A 23,969-nucleotide genomic window follows, 5' to 3' on the forward strand; every position below is an offset into this window, starting at 1 on the left:
ACGGACGGGACCTACGATCTCGCCATCGGGACGGCGAACGTCGCGACGTGATCGACCAGTGCCGACAGGTCGTTGAAGTCGCCCCGGAACGACAGATGCCCATCGGGACGCACCAAGAGAATGGCAGGCGCCCCGATAAGGCCGAGCGCCTGGTGGACGACCTGATCGAGGTCCCATGCCGCCCGCATCTGCGGTTCGTCGCCGGTAGAGATCAGGTCGGCGACGACCAGCAGGGGGCGCACCCAATCGTATGACGAGAAGGCATCCGCTGCCGCGGCCAGATGCGGATGGGTCTCGCGATCGCCGCCGTCGAGCAGGAGGAGGCGCCAACCCCAACTCCGCCCGTCGGGATTGCGGATCTGATCGAACAGCGTGGTGGCTTCCCCGCCGTTCAGCACGAGCGGCGCGTCCGGCACCCGGTCGCCCGCACGGGTCGAGCCGACATGGCGCGGATCGAGACGCGCGAAGCGGTCTTCGCTCAGCCGGCTGTCTCGGTAGGTGAGGTCGAGCTGCGCCAGATCGCTGCCGCCGAACACGTAGTCGGCGACCTGCGGCACGGCGCCCGCAATCGCGCCCAGCACCGCGTCGGCCGCGCGGCCGCGCCCCATGAGCTGCCGGAAGCCGCGCACCTGCTGCGCGTCGAGCCGGCGGTTGGCCGCATGTCTCTCCTCGGCGTAGTTGTCGAGCAGCGTAGGCGTCGCCGCGCCCGCCAACACCATGGCGAGCCGCCAGCCGAGCGAGACGGCATCGATGAAGCCGGAGTTCATGCCCTGCCCGCCGATCGGCAGGTTGGCATGCGCGGCGTCGCCCACCAGGAACACCCGCCCCGCCCCATAGCTCGGCGCGACGCCGTGACGGAACGTGCCGTGGGACACCCAGGTCGGGTCGGCGATGTCGAAGGTCGCGTCGCCCGTCACCTCGCGGCCTCGCGCCACCATCTCTTCGCGCGTCGGGTCGCGCGCCGGCATCGCCTCCTCGCTTTCCAAGAGGAACAGGCGGTACTGATCCTTCCACACCGGCAGCACGCCGGCAAAGCCGTGCGGAAACAGGAAGAAGAAGGCGGTGTCGCGCTCGATCGGGCGACGCCACGTCAGCGTCCCGTCGATCTGACGGATCGCCCAACCGGGCAGGTCCTGCGCCTCGAAGTCGAGCCCGACCGCCTTGCGCACCGCACCCTTCACCCCGTCGGCCCCGACGAGGTAGCGGCAGCGCAACGTCATCGCCTCGCCGGACGCGTCGCCATCCTCGTCGACCGGGACAACCGTCACGGCCACGCCGTCAGCGTCCTGATCGATGCCGCGGACCTCGTGCGAATGCTCAATATGGTGGCCGCCCGCCTTGAGGTGATCGGAGAGTTCCGCCTCGATCGTGCCCTGGTTGGAGAACAGGACGTCCGGATAGGGGGACGGCAGGTCGCGCGTGCTCTGTCGGTGGATCGGTCGCCCGTCGAGCATGTACTGCGTGTAGGGCGCGACGTAGCTGGTCTTCGCCAGAGTGTCGCGCACGCCGATCGAGGCGAGCAGCTCCTGCGCTCGGGCGATGACGTTGTGTCCTTTCGATGCGCCCGAAATGCCGGGCGCACGCTCGAAGATGCGGAACGCAACGCCGTGGCGGGCGAGCGCGCAGGCGGTAGCGAGGCCGACGGGCCCCGCGCCGACGATGACGACGTCGGTGTCGAAGGACGCGGTGATGGTCATTCGCCCCCCGGCAAGGCGCCGGTCGCCAGGAGCGACGCCCGTGCCGCGCTACCCTGCGCCAGCATCCAGCCGGGATATTCCGGGTTCGGCCCCGCGATCCCACCGAGCGTCTCAATCTCCTCACCGGACAGTTCGACCGAGGTCGCCCTCAAGTTGGCGTCGAGTTGCTCGACGCTCTTCACCCCGGTGATGATGCTGGCGACCGCGGGCTGCCGGCGCAGCCAGGCGAGCGCGACCGCCTCCAGCGAGGTCTCGTGCGCCGTCGCGATCGGCTCCATCGCGTCGAGCAGCTTGGCCCCCCGCATCTCGTCCACCGGCGGGAAGGGAATGGTCTTGCGCCGGCCGCCTTCGAGGCCGTTCCGGTACTTGCCGGTCAGGTAGCCGCCCGCGAGCGGGCTGAACGCGATCAGGCTCAGGCCGTGGTGCTCCAGCGCCGGCAAGACGTCGCGCTCGATCTCGCGGCCGACGAGCGAGTAGTAGCCCTGGTAGCTCGCGAACCGGGCAGCGCCGGTCCGCTCGGTGAGCCCAAGCGCGGTGGCGACCTGCCAAGCCGCCCAGTTGGACACACCGAGGTAGCGCACGAGGCCGCGGCGAACGAGATCATCGAGGGCGGCGACCGTTTCCTCGACCGGCGTCGCCGGATCCCAGCCGTGCATCTGATAGAGATCCACATGGTCGGTGCCGAGCCGCTTCAAGCTCGCCTCCACCGCATCGACGATATGCTTGCGCGAGCCGCCCGCGTCGTTCGGACCCGGCCCCGTCGGGTGCTCGAACTTCGTCGCCAGCACGATGTCCTTACGCCTGATCCCGAGGTTGCGGATCGCCCGTCCGACGATCTCCTCCGACTGCCCTTCCGCATAGACGTCGGCGGTGTCGATGAAGTTGACGCCGGCATCTACGGCGCGGCTGAGGATGGCCTCCACCGCGTCCTGGCCGACACCGCTGGCGGCTGCGTATCGTCCCTTGGACTGGCCGAAGGTCATCGTGCCGAGGCACAGTTCGGAAACAAACAGGCCGGTGCGGCCGAGACGATTGTAGCGCATGACGATCCTCCTGCGTGATGGGACCAGAACATGAAACGGACTTGTTGGTTCCGGAACTAAATGGTATCGATTGGGAATGTCAATGATCGAACAGGACCAAAACCCATCACGTGGAGGCCGTAAGCGGGACGCTTCGCGCGACTCCGCGATCCTCCATGCCGCGATCGACACGCTGGGCGAGGTGGGCTTCGAGCGGATGACGATGGACATGGTCGCGGCGCGGGCCGGTGCCGGCAAGGCGACCGTCTACCGCCGCTGGCCGTCCAAGGAGGCGCTGGTGCTCGATGCGGTCGCGCAAACGAAGCGCGATCAGGTCGACCTCGATCAACTGCCCGATACCGGTTCGTTCCGCGGCGATATGCTGGCGCTGTTCCGGCCGAAGTCGGTGGCCGAAACCGAGCGCAAGCTGCGCGCCATGGCGGGGGTCGCGACGCTGCTCTCGTTCGAGCCGGGCTTAAGCGATGCCGCCTCGGACGCCCTGGTCGGGCCTTGGGTCGCCGCCAACCGGATCCTGATGGAACGGGCCGTGACGCGCGGCGAGGCGAGCGCGTCGGCGCCGATCGACACGCTGGCGACCATCATTCCCTCGCTGGGGGCCTTCCGCTCGCTCGTGCAGCGCCAGGCATTCGACCGCGCCTTTCTCGAAGCCATGCTCGACGACGTCGTCCTGCCCGCCCTCGGCATACGAACGGAGGCGCCGTCGAAACCCGTTTCCCCAGACCTTCCGAAGGAGTGAGCTCCGTGTCCCTCTTGTCTCAGCCGATCAATTGGATCGGCATCCTCGCCGCCGCGGTTGCGGTGATGGTGCTCGGGTGGGTCTGGTTCGCGGCGTTGTTCGCCCGCGCCTATGCGAGCGTCCTCGACCGGCCCTTCGAGCCGGGCGCGAAGATGCCGCCGCTCTTCATCGCCGGGCCCTCGCTCTGCATGCTCGTCACGACCGTCGCGAGCGCCTTCCTGATGCCGGCGGTGGGCGTCGCGACGCTGCCGGGGGCGATCGGGTTCGGGACGTTGGTCGGGGTCGGCTATCTCGGCTCGACGGCGGTCAACATGGCGATCAATCCGCTGGTGTCCCGGCCGCTCGCCTACGGGCTCCTCAGCGCGAGCTACTTCGTGGTCGCCAGCATCCTCATCAGCATCGTCCTGTTCCTGGTCGGATGAGCGATGTGGTCGCGCCCCATATCAAGGCCGGACTGCCGGTGCTCCTGTTCCCGGACGCAGCCGCCTTCGCGCGGTGGCTGGAGGATACGGATCAGGCGGCGCGTGGCGCATGGCTCCTGTTCGCCAAGAAGGGCACGGACGCCAGCAGCCTGTCCCGGCAGGACGCGATTGACGCCGCGCTGTGCGAGGGCTGGATCGACGGGCAGAGCGCGACGTGGGACGAGCGCTTCTTTCTTCTCCGCTTCACGCCGCGTCGCCCGCGGGGGCGGTGGTCGCAGGTCAACCGGCAGCGAGCCTTGCAGCTGATCGAGGCCGGACGGATGCGGGACGCGGGTCTGGCCGAGGTCCTTGCGGCGCAGCGGGACGGCCGCTGGGACGCCGCCTACCCGCCCTCCAGCACCGCCGTGCCGCCGCCCGATCTTCAGGCTGCGCTCGACGGCGACCCGGCGGCCGCCGCGCGGTTCGCCGCGATGCCCAAACCTGAGCGCTATGCGCTGATCCTCAAGCTCACGAACGCCAGGCTGGCGACGACGCGCGAGCGCTGCATCGCCGGGTTCCTGGCTGGATGAAGGGCTGGCATTCGAATGGATGCGGAGGCCGACGAGGATCAGCGCGTCGCGGCGGCAAGGCCGAGGCCGGCCGATGCGAGCGCCAAGGCGATCCGGATCCAGTGCATGGCGAGCCAGGCGTCGATGCGTTCGGGAACGTCGCGGAGTGCGATGGTACCCTCGTTGAACGTCGCGTTGATCGGTAGGAAGTAGGCCATCGTCAGAGCTAGAAGCGCGACGATGCAGGCGAGGGCCGCCAACCAGAGCGCGCGCGCGGTGGTGTCGGCCCAGCACAGAACGAGCGACCCGACGAGACCGAGCAGCGTCGGCGCGACCACGAGGGGGATCGTTCGCGCGATGACGCCGCTGTTGGCGGCAAACCACGCGAGGAACTCGGCAGGCGGGAGGCTGCGCCAGTAGGTGCCGAGGATCAGCGCGATGGCGAGCATCACGCCCGCGAAGAGCGCCGATCCGGCAACGGCGAGGAACTGGAACGGAAGCAGCATGGAGCGATCCTCCGGAAGAGCCATATTTGACATCATGATGCCAACATGCTGGAATTGACATCTTGATGTCAACTGCCAGCGATGCTGCCATGCCTTCTGATTCCCGCGCCGCTCAAACCTTGATGGATCTAGTTCTCACCCTTTTCCGGGTGAACAATGCCATGCTGGTATGGGGCGACCGGTTGGTGCAGCCCTTCGGGCTGACGAGTGCACGGTGGCAGGTCATGGGAGCGATCGCCTATGCCGACCAGCCCCGCCCCGTGGCATGGCTGGCCCGCGACCTCGGCGCCAACCGGCAGAACGTCCAGCGGATCGTGAACGAGCTGGAGAAGGAAGGGCTGGTCGTCTTCCAGAGCAATCCTCGCCACAAGCGGGCGCAGCTCGTGGTCCTGACGGCTTCCGGAAGAGCAGCCTACGAGCAAGCGGTTGAAGTCTGGTACCGCGCCGCCGACGAACTGGCGATGGGGCTCTCGCAGGAGGAACTGGCCATGAGCGTCCAAGTTCTGCGAACGATCCGCAGCAGGTTGACCGCGGACGATGCGGCGGAGGGAGGCGAGGCGAGGTGACGTCTGCCTTGAGGTCGGTCCGGTCAGCGATGACGTCCGGAGGCGCCGACCATGTCGCGCAGCATGGAAAGCGTGGCGAGCACGACCGTCAGGTTCAAAGCCATGCCCACCGTAACGGAAACCGCTCCCATCCCGGCGGAGCGGATGTTCAGCGCGTTGTGAAGGTTGGCGTCATGGATGCTTTGATTGTGCAGCCACATATGAAACTGCGTGCCGGGGCTTTCGATCACCGTATGGGCATAGATCGTGAACGCCGTCGCGATCGCGAGCAGCCCCCAGCGAAGCCAGAAGGCGCGGACCGGTCCCATCAGCGCGAAGAGGAGGATCGGATAGGCGGCCAGGCTGTAGGTGTAGGGCGTCACACGCTCCCGGAACGGCCATCCGCTGTGATCGACCCGCAGGGCGTGGTCGATGTGATGGAGAACCGCCAGCCCGAGCGCCGTCAAAAGAAGAACCGTCGTCCGCCTGCTCAAGTCGCCCGAACGGCTCGGCGCGTAGACCATGTCACGCCCGTTCCGCAGGAGAACGACGGCGAAGCAGCTTGGCGATGCGTCTCTGCTTCCAGAGCCACAAGCCCGTCACGGCCGCCAGCGGAATGACGCCGAGCCGGCCGAGGCGGTCGAACCAGCAGCGGGCCAGCGCAGCCCTGTCGTGACGCTCGCTACCGAGCGCGTGCCGGCCCACGAAGCGGTGGTGGATGTTGGGGGCGCAGTCCCCTAGCAGCGCGCCGAATTCCTTGTTGTTGACGCGCAGCAAGTTCTTGCGCGCAATTCGCTTCACCATTGCGTGGTACACGATCGTCTCCTCTGTTGACGACGTCAATATGTGCTGCCATATTGACGTCGTCAATATAGGTCGGTAGGTGAATTCATGGCCTATCATCATGGGGACGCCCGCAGGGCGTTGCTCGCCGCGGCTGCGGCTCTGCTGGAACGCGAGGGTGCCGCAGGACTGTCGTTGCGCGGCGTCGCGGAGGCTGCCGGGCTTTCGCGCCAAGCCCCCTACAACCACTTCGCCAACAAGGAGGCGATGCTGGCCGAGTTGGTGGGCGACGGCTTTGCCGAGCTGTCGCGCCGCATGGACGCAACGGCTGAGGCTGCACCGTTCGATCGTCTGGTCGCGGCGGCCGACGCCTATATCGCGTTCGGCACCGGGCAGCCGGCGACGTTCCGGCTAATGTTCGCGCGCGAGCTGGTGGACCTGCGTCGGTATCCGGACGTGCAGGCGAAGGCGGCGGCGGCCCTGGCATCCCTGTCGGCCATCGTCGGTCGGGTCGTGGGGGCCGATGTCGTTGCGGACGCGACGCTCGTTGCCTGGAGTCTCGTGCACGGCTACACGCAACTGTGCATCGAGGCCGGCATCGATAATCCTGCTGCGCGTCCCGGCAGGGCGCGCCTGTTCGCCCGTGCGGTCGCCGGCTTGGGGACGTAAGGTGCCGGGGCGTTCCAGAGCGACGCCGTGAAGCGGAGGCGTTCGGGATGGCCCGCGACGTAGTTCGGAGCCGTAGTTCGCCATCTCGAAACTTGCTTCAGAATGCTGGCCGTCGGGGTGGCCGTGCAGCGATCATGAAAGAGGGTCGTAACGTCGAGCGCCCAAACGACCGCTTTGAGGAAGCCGCTAGAGGATTTGAAACGGCAATCATAGGTCGTCAGGAGCCCTGACCGCATCAAGGAGCAGGTCCGCGAACGCATCCGCGATGGCTGTCCTCGACGGCGACCGGTGAAGCACCAGCGCGAGCGATCCGAGATCGGGAAGGAGGGCATCGCCGGAGTGGAGTTCGCGCAGATCGGACGGGATCGCGTCCACGGTCCGCGCCGTGACCCCGAGCCCGGCCCGGACGGCAGCCCACACCCCGAGAAGGCTCGAGGTCGAGAACGCATGGCGCCAGCGGCGACCCGCCGCGTCGAGCGCCTCCGTGGCACGGCTCTGGAAGGCGCAGGGCGCGTCGAAGGCGACGAGCGGGAGCGGCTCGCCGTCCACGATGCGGTGGTCTGCGGCCGCGATCCAGGCGAGCCGCCGTTCACTCACGACCTGGCCGTCCGGCTTGCCCATCGACCCCCAGGTCAGGGCGAGATCCAGCACCCCGGCGCCGACCGCGTCCGCCATCGCGGCGCCCCGGTCGACCCGAGCCTCGACGCGGACCTTCGGGTGAGCACGCTGGAAGCGGGCCAGCAGCGAAGGCAGCCACGTCTCGGCGAAGTCCTGCGGAACGCCGACGCGCACCCAACCCTCCAGCCCCGCCAGAGCGCCGAGAGCCAGCCTCGCCTCGTCGTTGAGGTCGAGGATACGCCGGGCGTAGCCCATCAGCGTCTCGCCCGCTTCCGTCAGGACGAGGCCGCGACCCTGCTTGCGCACGAGCGGCTGTCCGATCTGGTCCTCCAGCTTGCGAAGGTGGAGACTGACGGCGGACGGGGAGCGCCCGAGCCGGTCGGCAGCCTTGGCGAAGCTGCCGAGATCGGTGCCGATCACAAAGGTGCGCAGCACGTCCATGTCGAGGTTGATGAGTCCGGCCACCATTCAGTTCTGCTCGATTGTGGGTTTGGAACTACGCGATAGTCGCAACGATCGTGGAGCGGCATGATCGTCCCGTCAACCAGATCGGGAGCGACCGTCATGCCCTTCGTTCATATCCGCATCTCCGGCTTTGAACTCGAGCCGACCCAGATCGAGACCGTCCAGAAGGGGGCGACGCAGCTCATGGCGAGCGTCATGCGCAAGAAGGCCGAACTGACGGCCGTCCTCGTCGAGACGCACGACACGGCGCGCTGGAGCATCGGCGGTCAGCAGGTCCCGCGTGCTGCCCATCTCGATGTGGAGGTCACCGCGGGCACCAACAGCGCGGACGAGAAGGCTGAGTTCGTCAGACAGGCACATGATCTGCTCAGAAGCGCGCTCGGCGCCAGTCTTCCGCTCGCAACCTATGTCGTGGTTGACGAGGTGTCGGCCGATGCTTGGGGCTACGGAGGACTGACGCAGGAGGCTCGACGGGTAGCGGCAGCCTGATCGCTGGCCCGACCTTGGCGACCCGATCGCGAATGTTCGGTCCGGGAGCGATCGGAACCGCTCGAGAGTGGCTTAGAAGGGTCGTAACCCGTCCGACCGCTCTCGGGCGTCAGCTTCCACGACGGCCTGAGACCGGACGGGGTGGTTTGCTGTCGGTCCGGTATCGGCCGGGAAGGCGCGACAGCGGACGTTGGTTCGGTGGTCCGCTCAGTTCGTTCATCTGCGGCTCAAGAAGATGACGTTGTCGGTCACGGTGGCGGATTGCCCATCCGGCCCCTCGGCCAGCCGCGCGATCGGGCACAGGCAACGGATGCGCCAAGCGTCAGCGGAAGGCGCATCGCCTCGACGGTCTCTTCGGCTGTGGGGAACCGGGTGTCTTCCGCGGACCAGGACCATGGCGCACGCGATCCGTGCTCGACGACGAGGAGATGTCCGCCCCGCGCCACCGCGCCGGCGGCACGGATGAGGGCCTCTGCGCGAGGCCAGTCCTGCGGCGAGTGGAGGAAGCTCGCGACGACGAGGTCGAAAGTCCCGGCCGGGAAGGACGTAGCAAGGTCATGCGCCTCGAAGCGGACACGCTCCGCAACACCCGCCGCCTCGGCGTTCCCTGCCGCCAGCGAGAGGGCGACGGTCGAGACATCGACCGCCGTCACTGCCCATCCCTGCCGAGCCAGCCACACGGCGCCGTCCCCCTTGCCGCAGCCGAGCTCCAGTGCCGTGCGAGACGCAAGCGGCCCGGCGAACTGGGCCACTATCAACCCCGGCCGTCCCGAAGTCGTCGGCGAGCCCTGGCGGTAGATGTCGTTCCAGAATGTCTCGGTGTTCATCGTACGCTCCCTTCAGGCCGCCAGCGCGAGGTCAGGATCGAATACCAGCGAACGGTGCGCGGCTGCGCCAGCCATCACGCCTGCCGCCGCGGCGAGGGTCGCGTTCGGCATGGGGCTCGCGAGGTCGCCGGCCGCGAAGACGCCCGGGACCGTCGTCGCCTGCATGGCATCGACCTCGAGGTAGGGTCCCGTGGGTCCATCCCTCGTCGCGCAGCCGAGCCGGTTGGCGAGATCGCTGGACGGAAGCGTCAGGGGAGCGACGAACAGGCCCGCGAGCGGGATCGTCCGACCGTCGGCAAGCTGCACAGCCTCGAGCACAGGAGAAGGACCGAGAAGGGCTGTGACAGGCGTCGTCTCGACCCTCGCGCCTCGGGCGTCGAGTGCCTGTCGCTGATCTCCGGTCGGCAGGAACTTCCCTTGCGTGAACAGCGTCGTCGGTCCCCAGTCGGGCAGCAGCATCGCCTGGTGGAATGCCATCTCGTTGCGCGCCAGCACTCCGACGGGCTGCCGGTCGAGTTCGTAGCCGTGGCAGTAGGGACAGTGCAGGACGCTCACACCCCAGCGCTCGGCGAGGCCGGGCAAGTCCGGCAGGGTGTCGCGGACGCCGTAGGCAAAGACGAGCCGGCGCGCGGTAATCTCGCTCCCGGCGGCCAGCGAGACCGTGAACCCGCCGCCGTCCCGACGGGCCGCGACGGCGCCCCCGCTGGCGAAGGTAACCGTCGGGTAGACGGCGAGATCCGCCCGAAGGGCCGCGCCGATCTCGGCCGGGCCCCGTCCGTCCTGCCCTGGGAAGCCGTGCGAGGTCGCGGCAAAGCGGTTGCGGGGGACGTTCGTGTCGAGGACGAGCACGGTGCGTCGGGCCCGCGCCAGTTGCATGGCGGCAGACAGCCCCGCGAAGCTGCCTCCGATGACGATGACATCGTGGTCCATGGTTCAACCCTTCTATCCATTACGACACTCGACGAGTTACATGACGGACAGTCTCGATGCAAGACATGACACTTTGCATGTTGCGTGATGTCAGCTAGAACGTCCGCGCAGACAGGAAGGGTTCCCCGCATGCCACGCGACCTGCGCATGTCCCGCATTCTCCACGTGCTCATCCACCTCGATCGCCACGTGCCGCTTGCGACTTCGGACGAGATCTCCCGGATGATCTCCACCAATCCTGTCGTGGTCCGCCGTATGATGGGGGGCTTGCGCGATCGCGGTATCGTCTCGTCCGAGAAGGGGCACGGCGGCGGTTGGCAACTCGCGCGTTCGCTCGCCGACGTGACGCTACGCGACGTCTACGATGCCGTTGGTGCGCCGCCCCTGTTCAACATCGGGCCCGGCGCGGAGCCGGCCGTGTGCCTCGTCGAGAGGGCCGTCGACGCCCGCCTCGACGCGTCCCTCCGCGAGGCGGAGGCCCGCCTGCTCGAACAGTTCTCTCAGGTCTCTGTCGAGGACGTTGCCAAAGACTTCGAGCGTGGCCTCGGCTCGGCATGCGTCGGGAGCGTCTCCGACCACGGGGAACCTGTCAGGAGCCATCGTTGTGCCTGACAGCGGCCTATTGGCTGCATGCCGCGCGTAGAGCCTAATCAAGCAACGCGTCGATCATGTTGCGCCAACGCGTCCGCTTTCAGTGAGACCCCAAGTCGCAAACGATGACGATTAAGGGTCGAAACCCGTCCGACCGCTTTCGCGCGTCAGCCTCCACGACTGCCTGAGACCGGACGGGGTGGAAAGCGGTCAGGCAGCTTTACGATCGCGAAGTCCGGCAGCGGACGGCGCTCCTTACGCTTCGGGCGTCGCAAGAAAGTCCCGCACCTCCTCACGAAGCCAGTCCCGTAGCGTGACGATCGTCGGCTCGTTCTCCTCGCCCGAGCGATGGACAAGATCGTAGCCCCGTCCTGCCGGCAAGCGGATGTCCGGAAAGGGCTCGACCAGACGGCCTGCGGTTAGGTCCTCGGCCACGAGCGCGCTTCGCCCCAGCGCCACGCCTTCGCCACGGATCGCCGCCTCGATCACAAGGCTCCCGTGGCTGAAGGTCGGCCCCCGCATTCGAGGTGCCGACATCCCGGCGGCCTCCAGCCAGAGGCTCCACTTCGGAAGCGTGCTGTCGTCGTGGAGAAGCCGCTCCTCGTTGAGCAGCGTGCACCCGAGAAGGTTGCTTGGCGCGTCGATCCGTTTCTCGTCCCGGTAGCGCGGACTGCAAACCGGACACATGGTCTCGTCGAGAATGCGTTCCGAGACGGTCTGCGGGTAGCTGCCGACGCCGTAGCGGATCGTAGCATCCACCCGTCCGTCCGATAGATCGATGTTCACGTCGCTGACCTCCAAATGGATGTCGACATCGGGAAGCCGTGCTGCAAGCCGGTGAAGACGCGGGGCAAACCATTTGGCCGCAAAGGACACGCTCGTGCTAATCGTCAGGCGATCGTTGCCAGTCCGAACCCGGAGGAGGTCGGCATCCCTCGCGATGTCCGCGAGTGCCCGGCTGACCGTCGCGTGGAACGAGGCTCCAGCTTCCGTCAGGACGATCTGGCGGATGAGGCGGTGGAACAGGGGAACGCCAAGATCGTCCTCCAACGCCCGGACCTGCCGGCTGATCGCGCCAGCCGTGACATGAAGCTCGACGGCGGCTTCGGTCATGCTGAGGAGCCGTCCTGTCGCCTCGAAGGCGCGTAGCGTCTGAAGAGGCGGGGGGCGGTTCGACATGGGTCCCTGACGCTTGCGTGTGGCTCAAACATAGCGGGCCGACAAATCGTTTGTCAGCGTCGCCTGCGCATGTGACGAGCCGTCGGCTTCCTCAACCGCGCGGCACTTGTTCATGACCACCGACACATCCGTCCAGTCCGCCGGTGCGATCTTCCCGTTACGCTCCCCTTGGAGCGTCCCAGCCATGCTGGCTCTGGCGCTAGTCTGGGGCCTGTCGATCCCCATCACGAAGCTCTCGGCCTAGCCACGATGCCACCGCTGACCCTGACGGCGCTGCGCTTCGCCATCGCCGTGCCGGTCTTTGTTCTGTTCGGGCTTGGACGCCTGCGGCTCCCATGGAAGGCCGTGCCCAACGTCGCCGCGCTCGGCGTCCTTGGGATCGGGGTCGGGCAGGTCGCTCAGACCTTCGGGATCGCGGGCACGTCGGCATCCGTCAGCACGATCATCTCGGCCACCATCCCGCTGTTCGTCGTGGTGTTCGCGAGCCTGCGCCTTCGCCAGTCCGTCGGGCGCCTGCAGCAGGTCGGCTTGCTTGCTGCTTTCGGCGGGATCGCGCTGGTCGCCTTCGGACAGGGGGACGGAGGCGCAGGCCTCGCCGGGACGACGCTCTCCGGGGTCGCGCTCGTCTTCCTGTCTGCCGTGACGATCGCGTTCTACTACGTCTGGAGCATCGAGCTGACCGAGGCGTACGGGACGGTCACCGTGTCGATCTGGAGCACGTTGGCCGGGTTCCTGGTGCTTGTGCCGTTCAGCGCGTGGGAGATGTCGCAAGTCCCGTTCACGGTCGAACCCGAAGCACTCGCGGCGGCAGCTTATCTCGGCATCCTGGTGACGGTCGCTGGTCTGTTCCTATGGCTGTGGCTTCTACGCACGGTTCCCGCACGTGTCGCGGCGAGCGTTCAGTTCCTCCAGCCCGTGTTCGGCATCGCCGCTTCGGCCGCCCTGTTCGGGGACCGCATGGGGACGCTGTTCATGGCGGGTGTGGTGCTGATCCTCGTCGGTGTCGGGTTGGCGATCGGCAGGCAACGCACGGCGAGGCAGGTGGTCGAGGCGGAGCCGGCACCCGTCCGGTGAAAGTCCGCTTCCGGGCGTCGCGTCCAAGTCGCTCGGATGACGTGGAAGGGTCGTTTGCGGTCCCGCCGCGTTCTCGGCCGCAATCGGCATGGCCGGTTGGAGCGCCGTCAGTCCTCTCGCCCCGAGTTCGCGACCAGGGCTGCCACCAGCGCTTGCGTTTGGGCGAGAAGCCCATCGATGCCGCCGTCCTCGTAGGGCGCGTAGAGGCTGAGCGTGATGGGCAGATCGAGCACCTGACCGAAGGCGCCGATCGACATCTGCCGCAGCGGTCCCGTTTGCGTCTGCGCTGTCGAGACCATTGCGGTGTAGACGGCCCGCTCGTCCACCGCCGCAACGACCTGGGCTCCGCTCGCCACCGCGACGTCCCACGTCTCGCGCAGGCGGGTCTCCACCGCTCGTTGATGGCGATCAAGTGCCGAGCCCGGCGCGCCCTGTTGCCGGAAGAAGTGTTCGTAGAAGGCCACGGCCTCCGCCGGCGAGCGCTCGGGGAAGCGCTGCAACCCACCGCCCGATGCCAGCGGCGAGGACAGTGTCATCGTGCGCTGGGGCAGCGTGAAGTCCGTTTCGCCCGCTTCGAGCTGGCGTACCGTCCCGCAGTCCAGAAAGAAGCCGTGAACATAATTGCCGGCGAGCGCGCCGCTCATCAGCTCCAGATACCGCGATTGCAGCCCGCCGCCCGCCGGGTCGACGTAGCACAGCCCTTCCGGCTCGGGCACGCGCAGCGTGATGTCGTCGCCGGCCCGGATCGCGACGCTCCTGGCAGCGTCCGGCGCCGACCTCCCGTCGGTGACCGCGGAGAAGCCCGCAAGCGAGAAGGTCGCCTGGATCTCGACGGCCTCCCGGCCGATGAGTTCGCCGACGCGGGGATAGGGCGCACAAGACCGCACGGCGCGCAGCGCACTGGCCGCAAGGGTGCTTCTCCCCGCGCTGCCCTCGTTCAGCACCGAGGCGGCCGAAAGCGTGCCGTCCGGTGCGATGCGAAGTCGTACGACCGCTGCGCCGGATGCGTCGCCGGGCGGCAGCCAGCACGCCTGCACGGCTCGGCTGAGCGCCTCGGTGATCGCTTGGTCGGAAGCGTTGGCGGCGTTGGCTGCGGTCAGGCCGAGAGCGGCGACGGCAGAAAGAAGGCTGCGTCTGAACATCGGCATCTCCTGTATCGGACCGACCGCTCACGCCCGCGACGTCGCCGAATGACGACTTACCAGGCGACGCCGCGAATGTCCGCATTCGAGAGGGCGGAGGAGGGCCGAACAAGACTGGTACGGGGTCGTTTCCGGCCTGTTCGCCTAGCTTCCTTGATGAGGACCGGCGGCCGTTCACCGATCCTCGAACACGGCGAGACCAACCATCATCAAGACGATGGCGGGCCCGGTCTTCACGAGAGCCCCGAGAGGTTCGATCCACATGGCGGGCGTGATGATGGCAGCGGAGATCATGTAAAGGAGGGACAGGGCGATCCCGCACGATAAGCCGAGGCGACAGGTGCGCCGGTTGGCGATCAGAATGCCGATCGAGATGTCCATGAGACTCGTCGCCACCGTGACCGCCTTCGCGAGGGGCTCGCCAAAACCGTGATCGGTGAGGATGCCGACGGCCGGACCGAATGCCACGGAGATCGCGATGCCGCCGGAGACGATCCAGAACGGCACGAGGATTCCGAGAACGAGTGCCTTCAACGCGTAAAGGCGCGCGAACCAACGCTCCTGCACGGTGGCCGCGATCGTGGCGAGGGTGTCGGGACCAGACGAGGGCATGAGGCCGGTTGCCTCGCGCCATCCTGACGTGTCGCCCGTCACCCCGCGACGCATCTCCGCCAGCGCGGTGGAGCGCACGGGAGGGCGCCAGCCGAACCGCGAAACGACGTCGCCGGCGGCGCTTGCGGCGGCGAGCCCCCAACCCGGCAATCTTATTCGACGCCTCGGGCCGGCAAGCCGGGTGGCGAGGCCGGACAGGACTTCGCCGACGCTCGAAGCCTTTTCCTCCATGACGTCCCAGCTCGCCCGCCAATCGCGGCGCCCGGCCTGCCATTCGTCCAGCAGGAAGGCGATGGTGCGTCCGATATCGGCGGCATCGGTCACCGCGAAGGGGCGATCGGCGAGGGTTCGTGGGAGATCGAAGGGGAGAACGGCCAGGGCCCGCATCAAGGCGCTGCCGCCATAGGCCGCGCCCGCGAGAACGAAGCCTGGGCGCAGGATAATGTGGGAAAGCGCCGAAGCCGCGATCGCCGCCTCGGCGGCACGCTTGCCACGGCTGAAATCGGTCCGGTCGTCCTCGGGCTGGCCTGGGATCGAGATGTGGACGAAGACCGGAGAGCGCGGCTCCTGCGTCTGCAGGGCGCTGAGCAGCCTTGCCACGAAATCATGGTTGGCACCACCGGCGGACGAGCCCGGCGCGTCCTGCAGGACGCCGACGCAGTTCACGACGACATCCGCCCCGGTTGCGGCGAGAGCCGCTCGCAGCCTCGCTTCATCGGCGTCGACCAGGGGGAAAGAAAGCGTTCGGCCGCGCCAAGCGGCTTCCTGCGCCGGCGTGAAGCGCCGTGCCACGGGGACGACCCGATAGCCCTTCCGCAGGAGGAAGGAGCACAACGCTTCCCCGATGAGCCCCGAGGCGCCGAGCACGGCGACGACGGGTGCGGGCGCAGCACCGGTCATAGCGACGGCCGCGCGATCATGAGCCACAAGATCGCCATCACCGAGCCGAAGCCCGGAAAGCCGAAGATGAACCAGATGCGGTAAAGGCGGTGATAGGAGGGTGGGAGCGCTGTTCCGTTGCGAGCCGCCTCGCGGGCAAGGTCACGCATCCGCGCCTGAATCCAGACCACCGGCAGCCAGAAGACGCCGGCCACGCCATAAAGAACGAGCGCAAGCCCGAGCCACCCTTCCCACAAGGGAACGCCCATCATGTCGGCCAGAAGGTATCCGGTGATGGGCTGGGCGATCGCGGCGCTCGCGGTGAACAGCATGTCCGCGACGACGACGACCGCCGCCGTGCGGGCCACGAAGGCCGCATCCTTCGTTCGGTGCGCCATCAGCATGAAGAAAGCGATACCGGTTCCCGTCCCGAGAAGAACGACCGCCCCGATGACATGCAGGTATTTCAGGAGAAGATAGTCCAAGCCCAACCTCGCCGCATGGTCGCTGGACCACCGCCCCGAACGGAACGATACCCTCGCATGAGTTGGAAAGCCGTAAAGGCGAAAAGTACGGTCCGCGATGGGCTCCGTTGCAGCAACGAGTTCAAAGGCGAGATTTTGGCTTTGATGGCTTTCAATCAGGTCATGATGTCGAAGAGGTTGGCGATGAAGCGCACCTCTCCTGCGACGCCCGGCGGACGTAGAATGCAGTGGCCGCGATGGATCATGCGGATCGCTTCCAAGCCTTTGATCGTCGCTGTCGCCGTTCGCATCGACCCACCCCCCTGCTGGTCGGATTAGGCGCTTCAACGTGCCATGATCGGCCTCGATGATGGTGTTGAGATACTGCGAAGTTCGATGGCGAACGCGCTTGGGCAGACGACCCTCGCGTTGCAGCCGCGCGATCGCCTTCGGGTAGGAGGCGAGCTTGTTGGTCGTGATCGAAGAAGGCAGGCGGCCCTTCATCACCGTCAGAGACTTGGCCAGAAACCGGTGGAGCTCCTTTCGTGTCGGGGCGCTCCGACAGCATGAAGTCGATCAGGCAGCCGTTCCGATCCGCGGCTTCAAACAGGGTTTCCACTCCCCGCCAACGCGAACGTAAGTCTCGTCCCCGCGCCACGAGAGATGCCGGTATCCCCGGTACCAGCGCACGCGCTTCTCAAGTTCCGGCGCAGATCGCTGCACCCAACGGAAGTGGGTCGTGTGATCGACCTCGATGGCCCCGCTCGGCCATCATCTCGGCGAGGTCGCGGCAGGATATCGCGTATTCGAGACACCAGCGCAGGCAGAGGAGGATGACCTTCGACCGGGAAGCGGCGGCGTGCAAACAGTCCGGCCTTGTGAGCCCCCAACCTCAAGGCCGCCAGATTACCGCATAAGCCTTCCTGCAACAGTGCCCCGTCTGTTCGGAGTAGCGCGTAAAGGCAGTCGTCGAGGGTCAGCGGCGTATGGTGGCGGAAAGCGACGATCACCGCCTCGTCCTCGACGGACAGCACTGTGGAATGCGGTTCGGTTGGACCCGTCCGGCGGTCGTCCGTCGCGGCATTAGGCAGCAGTCGCCACCATGCGGAACTCACCATCGATTGGATAGCACACCGAGTTCCGAACGGGACGCGGCGCGATGGGAGAGCGCCTTTCGATCGGTTGCCAACCCGTGGTAAGGGGAGAGATTGGTCTGGGTCTTCAAAATGAGAAAATTCGAAGAAGCCGACGTTCCGCAAGCTTGGCGCTCACTGATCGTGAACGCTTGGACCCCCTATGGCCGTCGCTCTTCCACACTGGGGACGGTGTATGCCGTGATTGTCGGCGAACGCGGCAGCGATCACGATCGTTTCGTCGTCCGCAAGCTTCTCGAGGGGGCCGATTCCACCCTTCTCTTTTCGGCGATCCGGCGATCGTCTCTGGGCTATCGGTCCCTTGCCGAGATCGCGGACAGTGTAGGGGCGCGAAGCGGCGACAACGTCGCCACGATCCAGGACAGGGCCAGCCGACATGGGAACCGAAACATCAGAGAGATGGCCGGCGCTCCTTCGTGATGCCGAGGCCATCCTCGACCACTACCGGACGAAAGAGAACTCAACGCTGCGTCTTGGCGGCGGAACGTCGCTGACGTTCTTCATCGATCATCGCCTGTCCTTCGATCTCGACCTCTTCGTCGGTGATCCCGCTCCGCGCGCTGGCCATCTGCACAGGTTGATGGCGAGCGGCCTGCCGCGCAGCCTAACCAGCGACGTTCGGTATCCAGGCAACTTCGTGAAGCTGGTTTGGAACGGCATCGGCGAGATCGACCTCCTCGCTGCCGCGCCGTTGACGTCGCATCCCGGCATTCCGGTGCGCGTCCGGGAGATCGACCTGTGCCTCGAGCATCCGGAAGAAGTCGTGACAAAGAAGCTGGTCTACCGAGCGACCAGCGCCGGCTCCGTGAAGGGACGGGACATCTACGATATCCATGCATGTCTCGGTGCGGGCGTCATCCGGCCGTCCAACCTGGCCGGGGTCGTCGGTGCCGAGCGGTTCGATGCCGTTCTCGAGGCTTTGGAGTACGATACCGACCGCATCATGGAGGAGATCCGGGAACTGTCGCATCGCGCGCTCCATCCCGGCTTAGACGACTTGCGTCGCAGCATGCTCGAACTGGCCTCGGCAGCCCCTGCCACGGATTTCGTCGAGCATGATGCGACCCTGAACTTCGGGCATCTCGAGGCTCGGCTTGGACTGTCGATCGAAGCTGGCGCCGATACCCGGCACTGCCCTTGAGTGTCTCAGGCCACCAGCCGTCGCCTGGATCAACCCTGAAATAGCCATTGGTGGCAGTTGCTACCGAATGGCGTTCCACTCCCGCAAAAAACCTGCACCATCAAAGCCTGGGATCAAACACCTAGGAGGCTGTCCGAGAAGTCCCTGGCTGAGGATGGCCGAGGAATTTTCGTCGGTCCGCGAGGCGCCAAACTTAAGTGATGCCGGCGGCATCGGCGGTCCGCAGGACGGGCGAGACAAGTGGCTCGCCCCGAGGCAACAAAGCGGGCAGCGAAAAGAACCGGACAGCCGACCCGTGGGACTTTTCAGACAGTCGCTGACAACAACGCGATCGCCTTCAATCGCGACCTCGACGATCGTCCAGTACCGATCGATCGCTGCCGTCTTGCCTTTCCGCTGGCCTGGACCTGGCTCGGCCCGTAATGCTGGGTGATCGCCCAGGTGGAGAAGCCGTAGAAGCCCGCGATCAGAAGCGCCGCGGCATAGGTCGCCCGCGGCACGGTCCGCGCCGGATCGCGCGCCTCCTCGGCATAAAGCGCCGTCGCCTCGAAGCCGATATAGGAGCCGACCACGAAAACCAGCGCCACGCCGAAACCGGGAGCGAAGACGGTGGTCGGCGCGAAGGAGGTCAGGCTCATCCCTTCCGGGCCGCCGCCCTCGAGCACGATCTTGACGCCGAGCACGAACAGGATCAGCACCTCGCAGACCATGCAGACGCTGAGGACGTGTCCGGAAAAGACGATGTTGCGCGAGCCCGCCAGCGTGACGACGGCCGCGATGGCCAGCACCGGCACCCACCAGGGAACCACGATCCCGATCTTGGCGAGCATGGCGGCGGCGAAGATTCCGAACAGCGCGTAGACCGCGATCTGGATCAGCTTGTAGGAACTGATCGCGAGAGCCGCGCCGGCGATGCCGCTCGGCACGCCTAGCGCCTGGGAGATATAGGTGTAGAACGCTCCCACGCTGCAGCGCCGGCTTGCGGACCGCAACACGTCGCTTCGCGAGCTCCTCGGCAGCTTTCGCCTTGAAACATCCCGCGCCCTTCTGAGCGAGAGCGATCGGCCGGTCGGCGACATCGCACGCAATCTTGGATATTCGGACAGCACCGCCTTCTGGCGAGCGTTCAAGACGCGAACCGGAATGACGCCTCATGGATATCGCAAGCGGGTTTGAACCTCCTCGCGCCGTCCGTGCGTCGAACGCCCGACGGGTTCGGGGTCGGCATCGAGCCTGTCCGGCGAACCGGCGGCTCCGAGACGAACGAAGCACCTCACTCCCCTATGCCGCCATCGGCGAGGAACCAGGCGACGAGCTCGGTCGCATTGCGCACGCCAACGGCACGGGACAGGCGGAGCCGATGCGCTTCGACGGTGCGTTGCGACAAACCGATGGCGAGGCCGATCTCGGCGTTGGTGAGCCCCTGCGCCACGAGCGCGAGGATCTGTCGCTGCCGGCCGGTCAACCGCTGCGTCGCCCCGTTCACCGGGCGGTTCAGCGGCTCGAAGCAGTAGATCGCCTCGGCGAACGGATCGGCCGCCCGGCGCGAGCGCCCGTTCACCTTCGCCCAGAACTGCCGCCCCATGGACCCGCGCATGATGCGCTCGTCTTGGAAGACCTGACCTCCGGGCAGATGGCTGCGCCACATCTCGCCGGTGCGCACGAAGTCATCGAGCTGGGGGTAGAGGCGTGAGAAGCTGGTGTCGATCAGCTCCGCCCGTTCGAAACCGAAGAGTGCGGCGAACTCGGCGTTGCAGTCGCGGATGATGCGATAGGTGGCAAAGACCAGCGGCACGGGCAGCTCGGCCAGCGAAAAGCGCGAAACGGCGGAGTGCTCGACCGAACGAGGCGGGTGTGCAGGCATGTGGTAGAAATACCACTCGCCTCCGCTGCTGGGCAAGCCCTAACCTTATCTCGACGGGGCCGAGCAATCGGCCGGCGACGGGAGGCGCGACGTGAAGAAAACCTACTCAACGGCGACGGAGGTCCTGGCGGGCGCCCTACGCGACGATATGGTCGTCATGTCCGGCGGCTTCGGCCTGTGCGGCATTCCCGAGGCCCTGATCGACGCGGTGCAGGCCTCGGGAGTGAAGGGCCTGACCGTGATCTCCAACAATGCGGGCGTCGACGGCATCGGCCTCGGCCGGCTTCTGGCCACGCGCCAGATCCGGAAGATGATCTCGTCCTATGTCGGCGAGAACAAGCTCTTCGCCCAGCAATACCTGTCGGGCGAACTGGAACTGGAATTCAATCCGCAGGGCACGCTCGCCGAGCGCATCCGCGCGGGAGGGGCAGGCATCCCCGCCTTTTTCACCAAGACCGGCGTCGGCACCCTCATCGCCGAAGGCAAGGAAGTGCGCGAGTTCGACGGCGAGACCTATGTGATGGAGCGGGGACTGTTCGCTGATCTGGCGCTCGTCCACGCCCATACAGGCGACGCGCAAGGTAATCTCACCTACAGGAAAACGGCGCGCAACTTCAATCCGATGATGGCGACGGCGGCACGCATGACCGTGGCCGAGGTCGAGCACATGGTGCCGGTCGGCTCGATCGACGCCGATCATATCCACACGCCCGGCATCTTCGTGCAGCGGATCGTCCACGTGCCGAGCCCTGAGAAGCATATCGAGCAGCGCACGGTCAGGAAGCGGGATGCGGCACCGGCCGGCGCCGCCGCAGGGGAGGAAATCTGATGGCCTGGACGCGCGACCAGATGGCGGCACGCGCCGCCCGCGAACTCGAGGATGGGTTCTACGTCAACTTGGGGATCGGCATCCCGACCCTGGTGGCCAACCACATCCCCGAGGGCATCGAGGTGGTGCTGCAGTCCGAGAACGGCATGCTCGGCATGGGCCCCTTCCCGTATGAGGGCGAGGAGGACGCCGACCTCATCAACGCCGGCAAGCAGACCATCACCGAACTGCCGATGACGAGCTTCTTCTCCTCGGCCGACAGTTTCGCGATGATCCGGGGCGGCCACATCGACCTGTCGATCCTCGGCGCCATGCAGGTGGCGGCCAACGGGGATCTGGCCAACTGGATGATCCCCGGCAAGATGGTGAAGGGCATGGGCGGAGCGATGGACCTCGTCGCCGGCGTCAAGCGCGTGGTCGTGCTCATGGAGCACGAGGCGAAAGGCGAATCGAAGCTCCTGCCCGAATGCACGCTGCCGCTGACCGGCGCGCGCGTCGCCGATCTCGTGATCACCGACCTCGGCGTCTTCACCGTGGAGCGCAAGGGGCCGGAGCACCTGACGCTGATCGAACTCGCCGACGGCGTGACGCTCGACGAGATTCAGGCGAAGACGAAGGCGTCCTTCGCGGTCGATCTCCGAGAAGCAAACTGAAGCCGACGTCCATCCGTCTTTTGCGGATCGGGAGCGGGCGCTCCTGAACCGCTCTCGGTTTCATCCGGCACGGGCGAGAATCAGCCAAGGCAAGAAGGAGAGTCCCGAGGCGTTCCCGAATGCCGGCGGTACTCTCTTCCATTTCGGTCAGTAGAGGGAAGAGCAGGGACTACGGCCCACACCGGGCATCGGCTACTACGCTCGTCTCCGACGGCTCCGTTGCAAACCGTCGAGCGGGATGCGAGCGTTTTACCTCTGCACCGATAGGTAGGGGGCAAGGCATGAGCGCAGCGCTCAAAGCCCGGCACTTCGCACCCGACATCATCCGGCTTTTCATGCGCTGGTATTGCCGCTACGCGCTGAGCTACCGCGACCTAGAGAAAATGATGGCCGAGCGCGGCCTGTCCGTGGATCACGCCACCCTCCATCGCTGGGTCCAGCACTACGCCCCCGAGCTCGACCGGCGGGTCCAATGGTGCCGGGACCGCAACAGCGGCAGCTGGTATGTCGACGAGACTTAACGGAAAGTCCGCGGGCAGTGGATGTACCTCTACCGCGCCATCGGTGACCGCGGCGAGACTCTCGACTTCCACCTGTCGCAGAAGCGGACCAGCAAAGCCGCCAAGCGCTTCCTGGGCAAGGCGCCGAGCCGTTCATCGCACCATCGTCCTTCGGTGATCTCGACCGACTAGAACCCGGCCTACAACGAAGTGATCGCGGCGCTCCGACACGAGGGGCGGCTCGCGCCCCATTGCCGGCACCGGCAGGTTAAGTACCTGAACAACCGTCTCGGGTCCGATCATGGCAAGCTGAAGCAGCGCATTCGTCCGGTGCGGGGCTTCCAGTCGCAGAAGACGACGCACAACGCCATTCGAGGGTTCGAGACGATGCACATGTTCTGGAAGGGCCACTTCCGCACAATGGTGGACGGCCTCGCTGGCGGATCGGCGGCGCGCTTCATCGGACGGCTGTTCAGGTTCTTCTTCGCCTGAGAAAAGAACGGAACGGGATCGCTACCACCCGATTGGCGGCTTTTAACGGAGCCGTCGGGCGAGGCCTGCTCGATCCGGTTGGGCGATCGAGATCTCTGGCCTACCTTCCGAAAACGCGACGAGCCATCCCGCGCCTGGCCAGATGATCCTCTATCCGGGCAACGTATCGGAAGCCGAAATCCTTCTGGCTTCCGGCCCCGTGGCTTTCGCCTCTCAGGCCGGGCCGCTTGCGGGCAACCATTTCCTGACGGTCACGGACGGGCTCGACCGCCTCGCCGACCTCGATCGCGGGATACTGTGGACCAGCGCCAAGGCGATCCGCCTTCGTCGGGATAGCGCCTGAGCGGAACGCCCATTGCCTTTCCATGCCGCCCGCTTCAACCCTCTTCCCGAACGGAAGGCGCGGGCCGGGATTCGAAGCGAGTCCGGGCGGCGGCCCGCGACCGTGCAGGGAGGAGACATGGGCGCAGATGGTGCAGATCGGCCGGGTATGTCGCCCGCGGCGCCGGCCACCCGCATCCAGGCCGTCACGCGGGCGCTGATCCTCGACGCCGCGCTGGAAATCTTCTCGCGGCACGGTTTGCGCGGATCGACCGTCGACGAGATCGCGGCCCGTGCGGGCCTCTCCAAGGCGAACCTTCTCTACTACTACCGCCGCAAGCAGGACCTATACGAGGCCGTGCTGGAGCGCACGCTCAAAGAATGGCTGCGTCCCCTCGAAGCGATGGATGTCGACGGCGAGCCGGTGGAGGAACTGCGGCGCTACATCGAGGCCAAGCTCGTCCTTTCGGCCGAGCGGCCGGAGGCCTCGCGCCTGTTCATCAACGAAATACTGGCCGGCGCCCCGGTGATTCTGCCGACTCTTCAAACGACACTGCGCTCGCTCGTGGCCGAGAAGGCGGCGATTATCCGGACATGGGTGTCGGAAGGCCGGCTGGCCCCGGTCGACCCGTTCCACCTGATCTTCGCGATCTGGGCGACGACCCAGCACTACGCCGACTTCGACGTCCAGATCCGCGCCGTCCTCGGGACGGAGGTCGATCGGTCCAGCTTCCAAGAGCATGCCTGTCAGGCCGTTCTGTCCATCATCCTCCGAGGGGTGACGCCGCGCTGAGCG

32 protein-coding genes and 3 pseudogenes are annotated in these 23,969 nt (G+C 66.6%); 18 read left to right on the plus strand and 17 right to left on the minus strand.

The window, feature by feature from the left end; all coding sequences use genetic code 11:
• Positions 1–11: 11 nt before the first annotated feature.
• Positions 12–1,697, minus strand: coding sequence for an FAD-dependent monooxygenase (locus F9929_RS19830; RefSeq protein ID WP_152048296.1), 1,686 nt, complete (start codon positions 1,695–1,697; stop codon positions 12–14).
• Complete coding sequence (locus F9929_RS19835; RefSeq protein ID WP_152048297.1) at positions 1,694–2,740, minus strand: aldo/keto reductase; 1,047 nt, start codon at positions 2,738–2,740, stop codon at positions 1,694–1,696. Before F9929_RS19835 ends, F9929_RS19830 begins: the two co-directional genes overlap by 4 nt.
• Positions 2,741–2,822: 82 nt before the next feature.
• On the opposite strand from F9929_RS19835, the gene F9929_RS19840 reads away from it, so the two are divergent.
• The 3 genes from F9929_RS19840 to F9929_RS19850 are packed head-to-tail and all read left to right on the plus strand — an operon-like array spanning position 2,823 to position 4,467.
• On the plus strand, positions 2,823–3,476 hold the full coding sequence (locus F9929_RS19840) for a TetR/AcrR family transcriptional regulator (RefSeq protein ID WP_210251364.1): 654 nt from the start codon (positions 2,823–2,825) through the stop codon (positions 3,474–3,476).
• A 5-nt stretch (positions 3,477–3,481) separates the two neighbouring features.
• A complete protein-coding gene (locus F9929_RS19845; RefSeq protein ID WP_152048299.1) occupies positions 3,482–3,898 on the plus strand; it encodes a DUF1761 domain-containing protein in 417 nt (138 codons plus the stop codon).
• Positions 3,895–4,467 (plus strand): YdeI/OmpD-associated family protein, encoded by a 573-nt coding sequence (locus F9929_RS19850; protein WP_152048300.1) that lies wholly within the window; start codon positions 3,895–3,897, stop codon positions 4,465–4,467. Before F9929_RS19845 ends, F9929_RS19850 begins: the two co-directional genes overlap by 4 nt.
• Before the next feature lie 38 nt (positions 4,468–4,505).
• On the opposite strand, the gene F9929_RS19855 is transcribed toward F9929_RS19850, so the two are convergent.
• Positions 4,506–4,952, minus strand: a complete 447-nt coding sequence (locus F9929_RS19855) for an anthrone oxygenase family protein (protein ID WP_152048301.1) — start codon at positions 4,950–4,952, stop codon at positions 4,506–4,508.
• An 89-nt stretch (positions 4,953–5,041) separates the two neighbouring features.
• On the opposite strand from F9929_RS19855, the gene F9929_RS19860 reads away from it, so the two are divergent.
• Complete coding sequence (locus F9929_RS19860; RefSeq protein ID WP_152048302.1) at positions 5,042–5,518, plus strand: MarR family winged helix-turn-helix transcriptional regulator; 477 nt, start codon at positions 5,042–5,044, stop codon at positions 5,516–5,518.
• 23 nt (positions 5,519–5,541) lie between these two features.
• On the opposite strand, the gene F9929_RS19865 is transcribed toward F9929_RS19860, so the two are convergent.
• On the minus strand, positions 5,542–6,021 hold the full coding sequence (locus F9929_RS19865; RefSeq protein WP_152048303.1) for a hypothetical protein: 480 nt from the start codon (positions 6,019–6,021) through the stop codon (positions 5,542–5,544).
• Between the two features lies 1 nt (position 6,022).
• Positions 6,023–6,313 (minus strand): hypothetical protein, encoded by a 291-nt coding sequence (locus tag F9929_RS19870; RefSeq protein ID WP_210251365.1) that lies wholly within the window; start codon positions 6,311–6,313, stop codon positions 6,023–6,025.
• A 75-nt stretch (positions 6,314–6,388) separates the two neighbouring features.
• On the opposite strand from F9929_RS19870, the gene F9929_RS24150 reads away from it, so the two are divergent.
• Positions 6,389–6,949 carry a TetR/AcrR family transcriptional regulator gene (locus tag F9929_RS24150; protein WP_193227840.1) on the plus strand — a complete coding sequence of 187 codons (561 nt, stop codon included), beginning with the start codon at positions 6,389–6,391 and terminating at the stop codon, positions 6,947–6,949.
• A 207-nt stretch (positions 6,950–7,156) separates the two neighbouring features.
• On the opposite strand, the gene F9929_RS19880 is transcribed toward F9929_RS24150, so the two are convergent.
• Positions 7,157–8,035, minus strand: coding sequence for a LysR substrate-binding domain-containing protein (locus tag F9929_RS19880; protein WP_193227841.1), 879 nt, complete (start codon positions 8,033–8,035; stop codon positions 7,157–7,159).
• 96 nt (positions 8,036–8,131) lie between these two features.
• Between F9929_RS19880 and F9929_RS19885 the strand changes: the two genes are divergently transcribed.
• Positions 8,132–8,521 carry a tautomerase family protein gene (locus F9929_RS19885; RefSeq protein ID WP_152048304.1) on the plus strand — a complete coding sequence of 130 codons (390 nt, stop codon included), beginning with the start codon at positions 8,132–8,134 and terminating at the stop codon, positions 8,519–8,521.
• Positions 8,522–8,769: 248 nt separating this feature from the next.
• Here the strand turns inward: F9929_RS19885 and F9929_RS19890 are convergent, their stop codons facing one another.
• Positions 8,770–9,348: a class I SAM-dependent methyltransferase gene (locus F9929_RS19890; protein WP_210251366.1), complete on the minus strand. Its 579-nt coding sequence runs from the start codon at positions 9,346–9,348 to the stop codon at positions 8,770–8,772.
• 12 nt (positions 9,349–9,360) lie between these two features.
• A complete protein-coding gene (locus tag F9929_RS19895; protein WP_152048305.1) occupies positions 9,361–10,278 on the minus strand; it encodes an NAD(P)/FAD-dependent oxidoreductase in 918 nt (305 codons plus the stop codon).
• 129 nt (positions 10,279–10,407) lie between these two features.
• On the opposite strand from F9929_RS19895, the gene F9929_RS19900 reads away from it, so the two are divergent.
• Complete coding sequence (locus tag F9929_RS19900; protein ID WP_152048306.1) at positions 10,408–10,890, plus strand: RrF2 family transcriptional regulator; 483 nt, start codon at positions 10,408–10,410, stop codon at positions 10,888–10,890.
• A 234-nt stretch (positions 10,891–11,124) separates the two neighbouring features.
• On the opposite strand, the gene F9929_RS19905 is transcribed toward F9929_RS19900, so the two are convergent.
• On the minus strand, positions 11,125–12,048 hold the full coding sequence (locus F9929_RS19905; protein WP_152048307.1) for a LysR substrate-binding domain-containing protein: 924 nt from the start codon (positions 12,046–12,048) through the stop codon (positions 11,125–11,127).
• 112 nt (positions 12,049–12,160) lie between these two features.
• Between F9929_RS19905 and F9929_RS24825 the strand changes: the two genes are divergently transcribed.
• Positions 12,161–12,292: a hypothetical protein gene (locus tag F9929_RS24825; protein ID WP_328596009.1), complete on the plus strand. Its 132-nt coding sequence runs from the start codon at positions 12,161–12,163 to the stop codon at positions 12,290–12,292.
• Positions 12,293–12,297: 5 nt separating this feature from the next.
• Entirely contained in the window at positions 12,298–13,122 is an 825-nt protein-coding gene (locus tag F9929_RS19910; RefSeq protein WP_328596010.1) for a DMT family transporter, read from the plus strand.
• Positions 13,123–13,229: 107 nt separating this feature from the next.
• Here F9929_RS19910 and F9929_RS19915 read toward each other — a convergent pair whose 3' ends face one another.
• The 6 genes and pseudogenes from F9929_RS19915 to F9929_RS24540 form a co-directional block, all read right to left on the minus strand.
• Positions 13,230–14,264: an energy transducer TonB gene (locus F9929_RS19915; RefSeq protein ID WP_152048308.1), complete on the minus strand. Its 1,035-nt coding sequence runs from the start codon at positions 14,262–14,264 to the stop codon at positions 13,230–13,232.
• 174 nt (positions 14,265–14,438) lie between these two features.
• Positions 14,439–15,776 (minus strand): SDR family oxidoreductase, encoded by a 1,338-nt coding sequence (locus F9929_RS19920; RefSeq protein WP_152048309.1) that lies wholly within the window; start codon positions 15,774–15,776, stop codon positions 14,439–14,441.
• Positions 15,773–16,240, minus strand: a complete 468-nt coding sequence (locus tag F9929_RS24535; protein WP_407922260.1) for a DUF2269 family protein — start codon at positions 16,238–16,240, stop codon at positions 15,773–15,775. Before F9929_RS24535 ends, F9929_RS19920 begins: the two co-directional genes overlap by 4 nt.
• 155 nt (positions 16,241–16,395) lie before the next feature.
• Positions 16,396–16,530, minus strand: a complete 135-nt coding sequence (locus tag F9929_RS24755; RefSeq protein ID WP_268915679.1) for a hypothetical protein — start codon at positions 16,528–16,530, stop codon at positions 16,396–16,398.
• 67 nt (positions 16,531–16,597) lie between these two features.
• Positions 16,598–16,723 (minus strand): annotated as a pseudogene (locus F9929_RS24885) (DDE-type integrase/transposase/recombinase); the annotation flags it as partial.
• 446 nt (positions 16,724–17,169) lie between these two features.
• Positions 17,170–17,289 (minus strand): annotated as a pseudogene (locus F9929_RS24540) (IS481 family transposase); the annotation flags it as partial.
• Between the two features lie 138 nt (positions 17,290–17,427).
• Between F9929_RS24540 and F9929_RS19935 the strand changes: the two are divergent.
• Positions 17,428–17,793 (plus strand): hypothetical protein, encoded by a 366-nt coding sequence (locus F9929_RS19935; RefSeq protein WP_152048312.1) that lies wholly within the window; start codon positions 17,428–17,430, stop codon positions 17,791–17,793.
• The gene (locus tag F9929_RS19940) at positions 17,750–18,514 is read left to right on the plus strand and encodes a nucleotidyl transferase AbiEii/AbiGii toxin family protein (RefSeq protein ID WP_152048313.1); all 765 of its coding nucleotides are present in this window, start codon (positions 17,750–17,752) and stop codon (positions 18,512–18,514) included. Before F9929_RS19935 ends, F9929_RS19940 begins: the two co-directional genes overlap by 44 nt.
• A gap of 305 nt (positions 18,515–18,819) precedes the next feature.
• On the opposite strand, the gene F9929_RS19945 is transcribed toward F9929_RS19940, so the two are convergent.
• The gene (locus F9929_RS19945) at positions 18,820–19,506 is read right to left on the minus strand and encodes an APC family permease (protein ID WP_235919452.1); all 687 of its coding nucleotides are present in this window, start codon (positions 19,504–19,506) and stop codon (positions 18,820–18,822) included.
• On the opposite strand from F9929_RS19945, the gene F9929_RS24890 reads away from it, so the two are divergent.
• Positions 19,481–19,690: a helix-turn-helix domain-containing protein gene (locus tag F9929_RS24890; protein WP_152048407.1), complete on the plus strand. Its 210-nt coding sequence runs from the start codon at positions 19,481–19,483 to the stop codon at positions 19,688–19,690. The two genes, F9929_RS19945 and F9929_RS24890, sit on opposite strands and share 26 nt — an antisense overlap.
• Before the next feature lie 97 nt (positions 19,691–19,787).
• Here the strand turns inward: F9929_RS24890 and F9929_RS19955 are convergent, their stop codons facing one another.
• Positions 19,788–20,414, minus strand: coding sequence for a helix-turn-helix transcriptional regulator (locus tag F9929_RS19955; protein ID WP_235919454.1), 627 nt, complete (start codon positions 20,412–20,414; stop codon positions 19,788–19,790).
• A gap of 55 nt (positions 20,415–20,469) precedes the next feature.
• On the opposite strand from F9929_RS19955, the gene F9929_RS19960 reads away from it, so the two are divergent.
• The 6 genes and pseudogenes from F9929_RS19960 (at position 20,470) to F9929_RS19980 (ending at position 23,966) form a co-directional block, all read left to right on the plus strand.
• Positions 20,470–21,207, plus strand: coding sequence for a CoA transferase subunit A (locus F9929_RS19960; RefSeq protein ID WP_152048315.1), 738 nt, complete (start codon positions 20,470–20,472; stop codon positions 21,205–21,207).
• Positions 21,207–21,860: a CoA transferase subunit B gene (locus F9929_RS19965; protein WP_152048316.1), complete on the plus strand. Its 654-nt coding sequence runs from the start codon at positions 21,207–21,209 to the stop codon at positions 21,858–21,860. The genes F9929_RS19960 and F9929_RS19965 overlap by 1 nt, the downstream gene beginning before the upstream one ends.
• A 281-nt stretch (positions 21,861–22,141) precedes the next feature.
• Complete coding sequence (locus F9929_RS24545; RefSeq protein ID WP_235919456.1) at positions 22,142–22,381, plus strand: hypothetical protein; 240 nt, start codon at positions 22,142–22,144, stop codon at positions 22,379–22,381.
• Positions 22,382–22,396: 15 nt separating this feature from the next.
• Positions 22,397–22,852: pseudogene (locus F9929_RS24550) on the plus strand (DDE-type integrase/transposase/recombinase); the annotation flags it as partial.
• Between the two features lie 142 nt (positions 22,853–22,994).
• Entirely contained in the window at positions 22,995–23,195 is a 201-nt protein-coding gene (locus F9929_RS19975; RefSeq protein ID WP_235919458.1) for a DUF3830 family protein, read from the plus strand.
• 117 nt (positions 23,196–23,312) lie between these two features.
• On the plus strand, positions 23,313–23,966 hold the full coding sequence (locus F9929_RS19980) for a TetR family transcriptional regulator C-terminal domain-containing protein (RefSeq protein WP_152048317.1): 654 nt from the start codon (positions 23,313–23,315) through the stop codon (positions 23,964–23,966).
• Positions 23,967–23,969 lie beyond the last annotated feature (3 nt).

Source organism: Aureimonas psammosilenae (assembly GCF_009176975.1).
Taxonomy (GTDB): domain Bacteria; phylum Pseudomonadota; class Alphaproteobacteria; order Rhizobiales; family Rhizobiaceae; genus Plantimonas; species Plantimonas psammosilenae.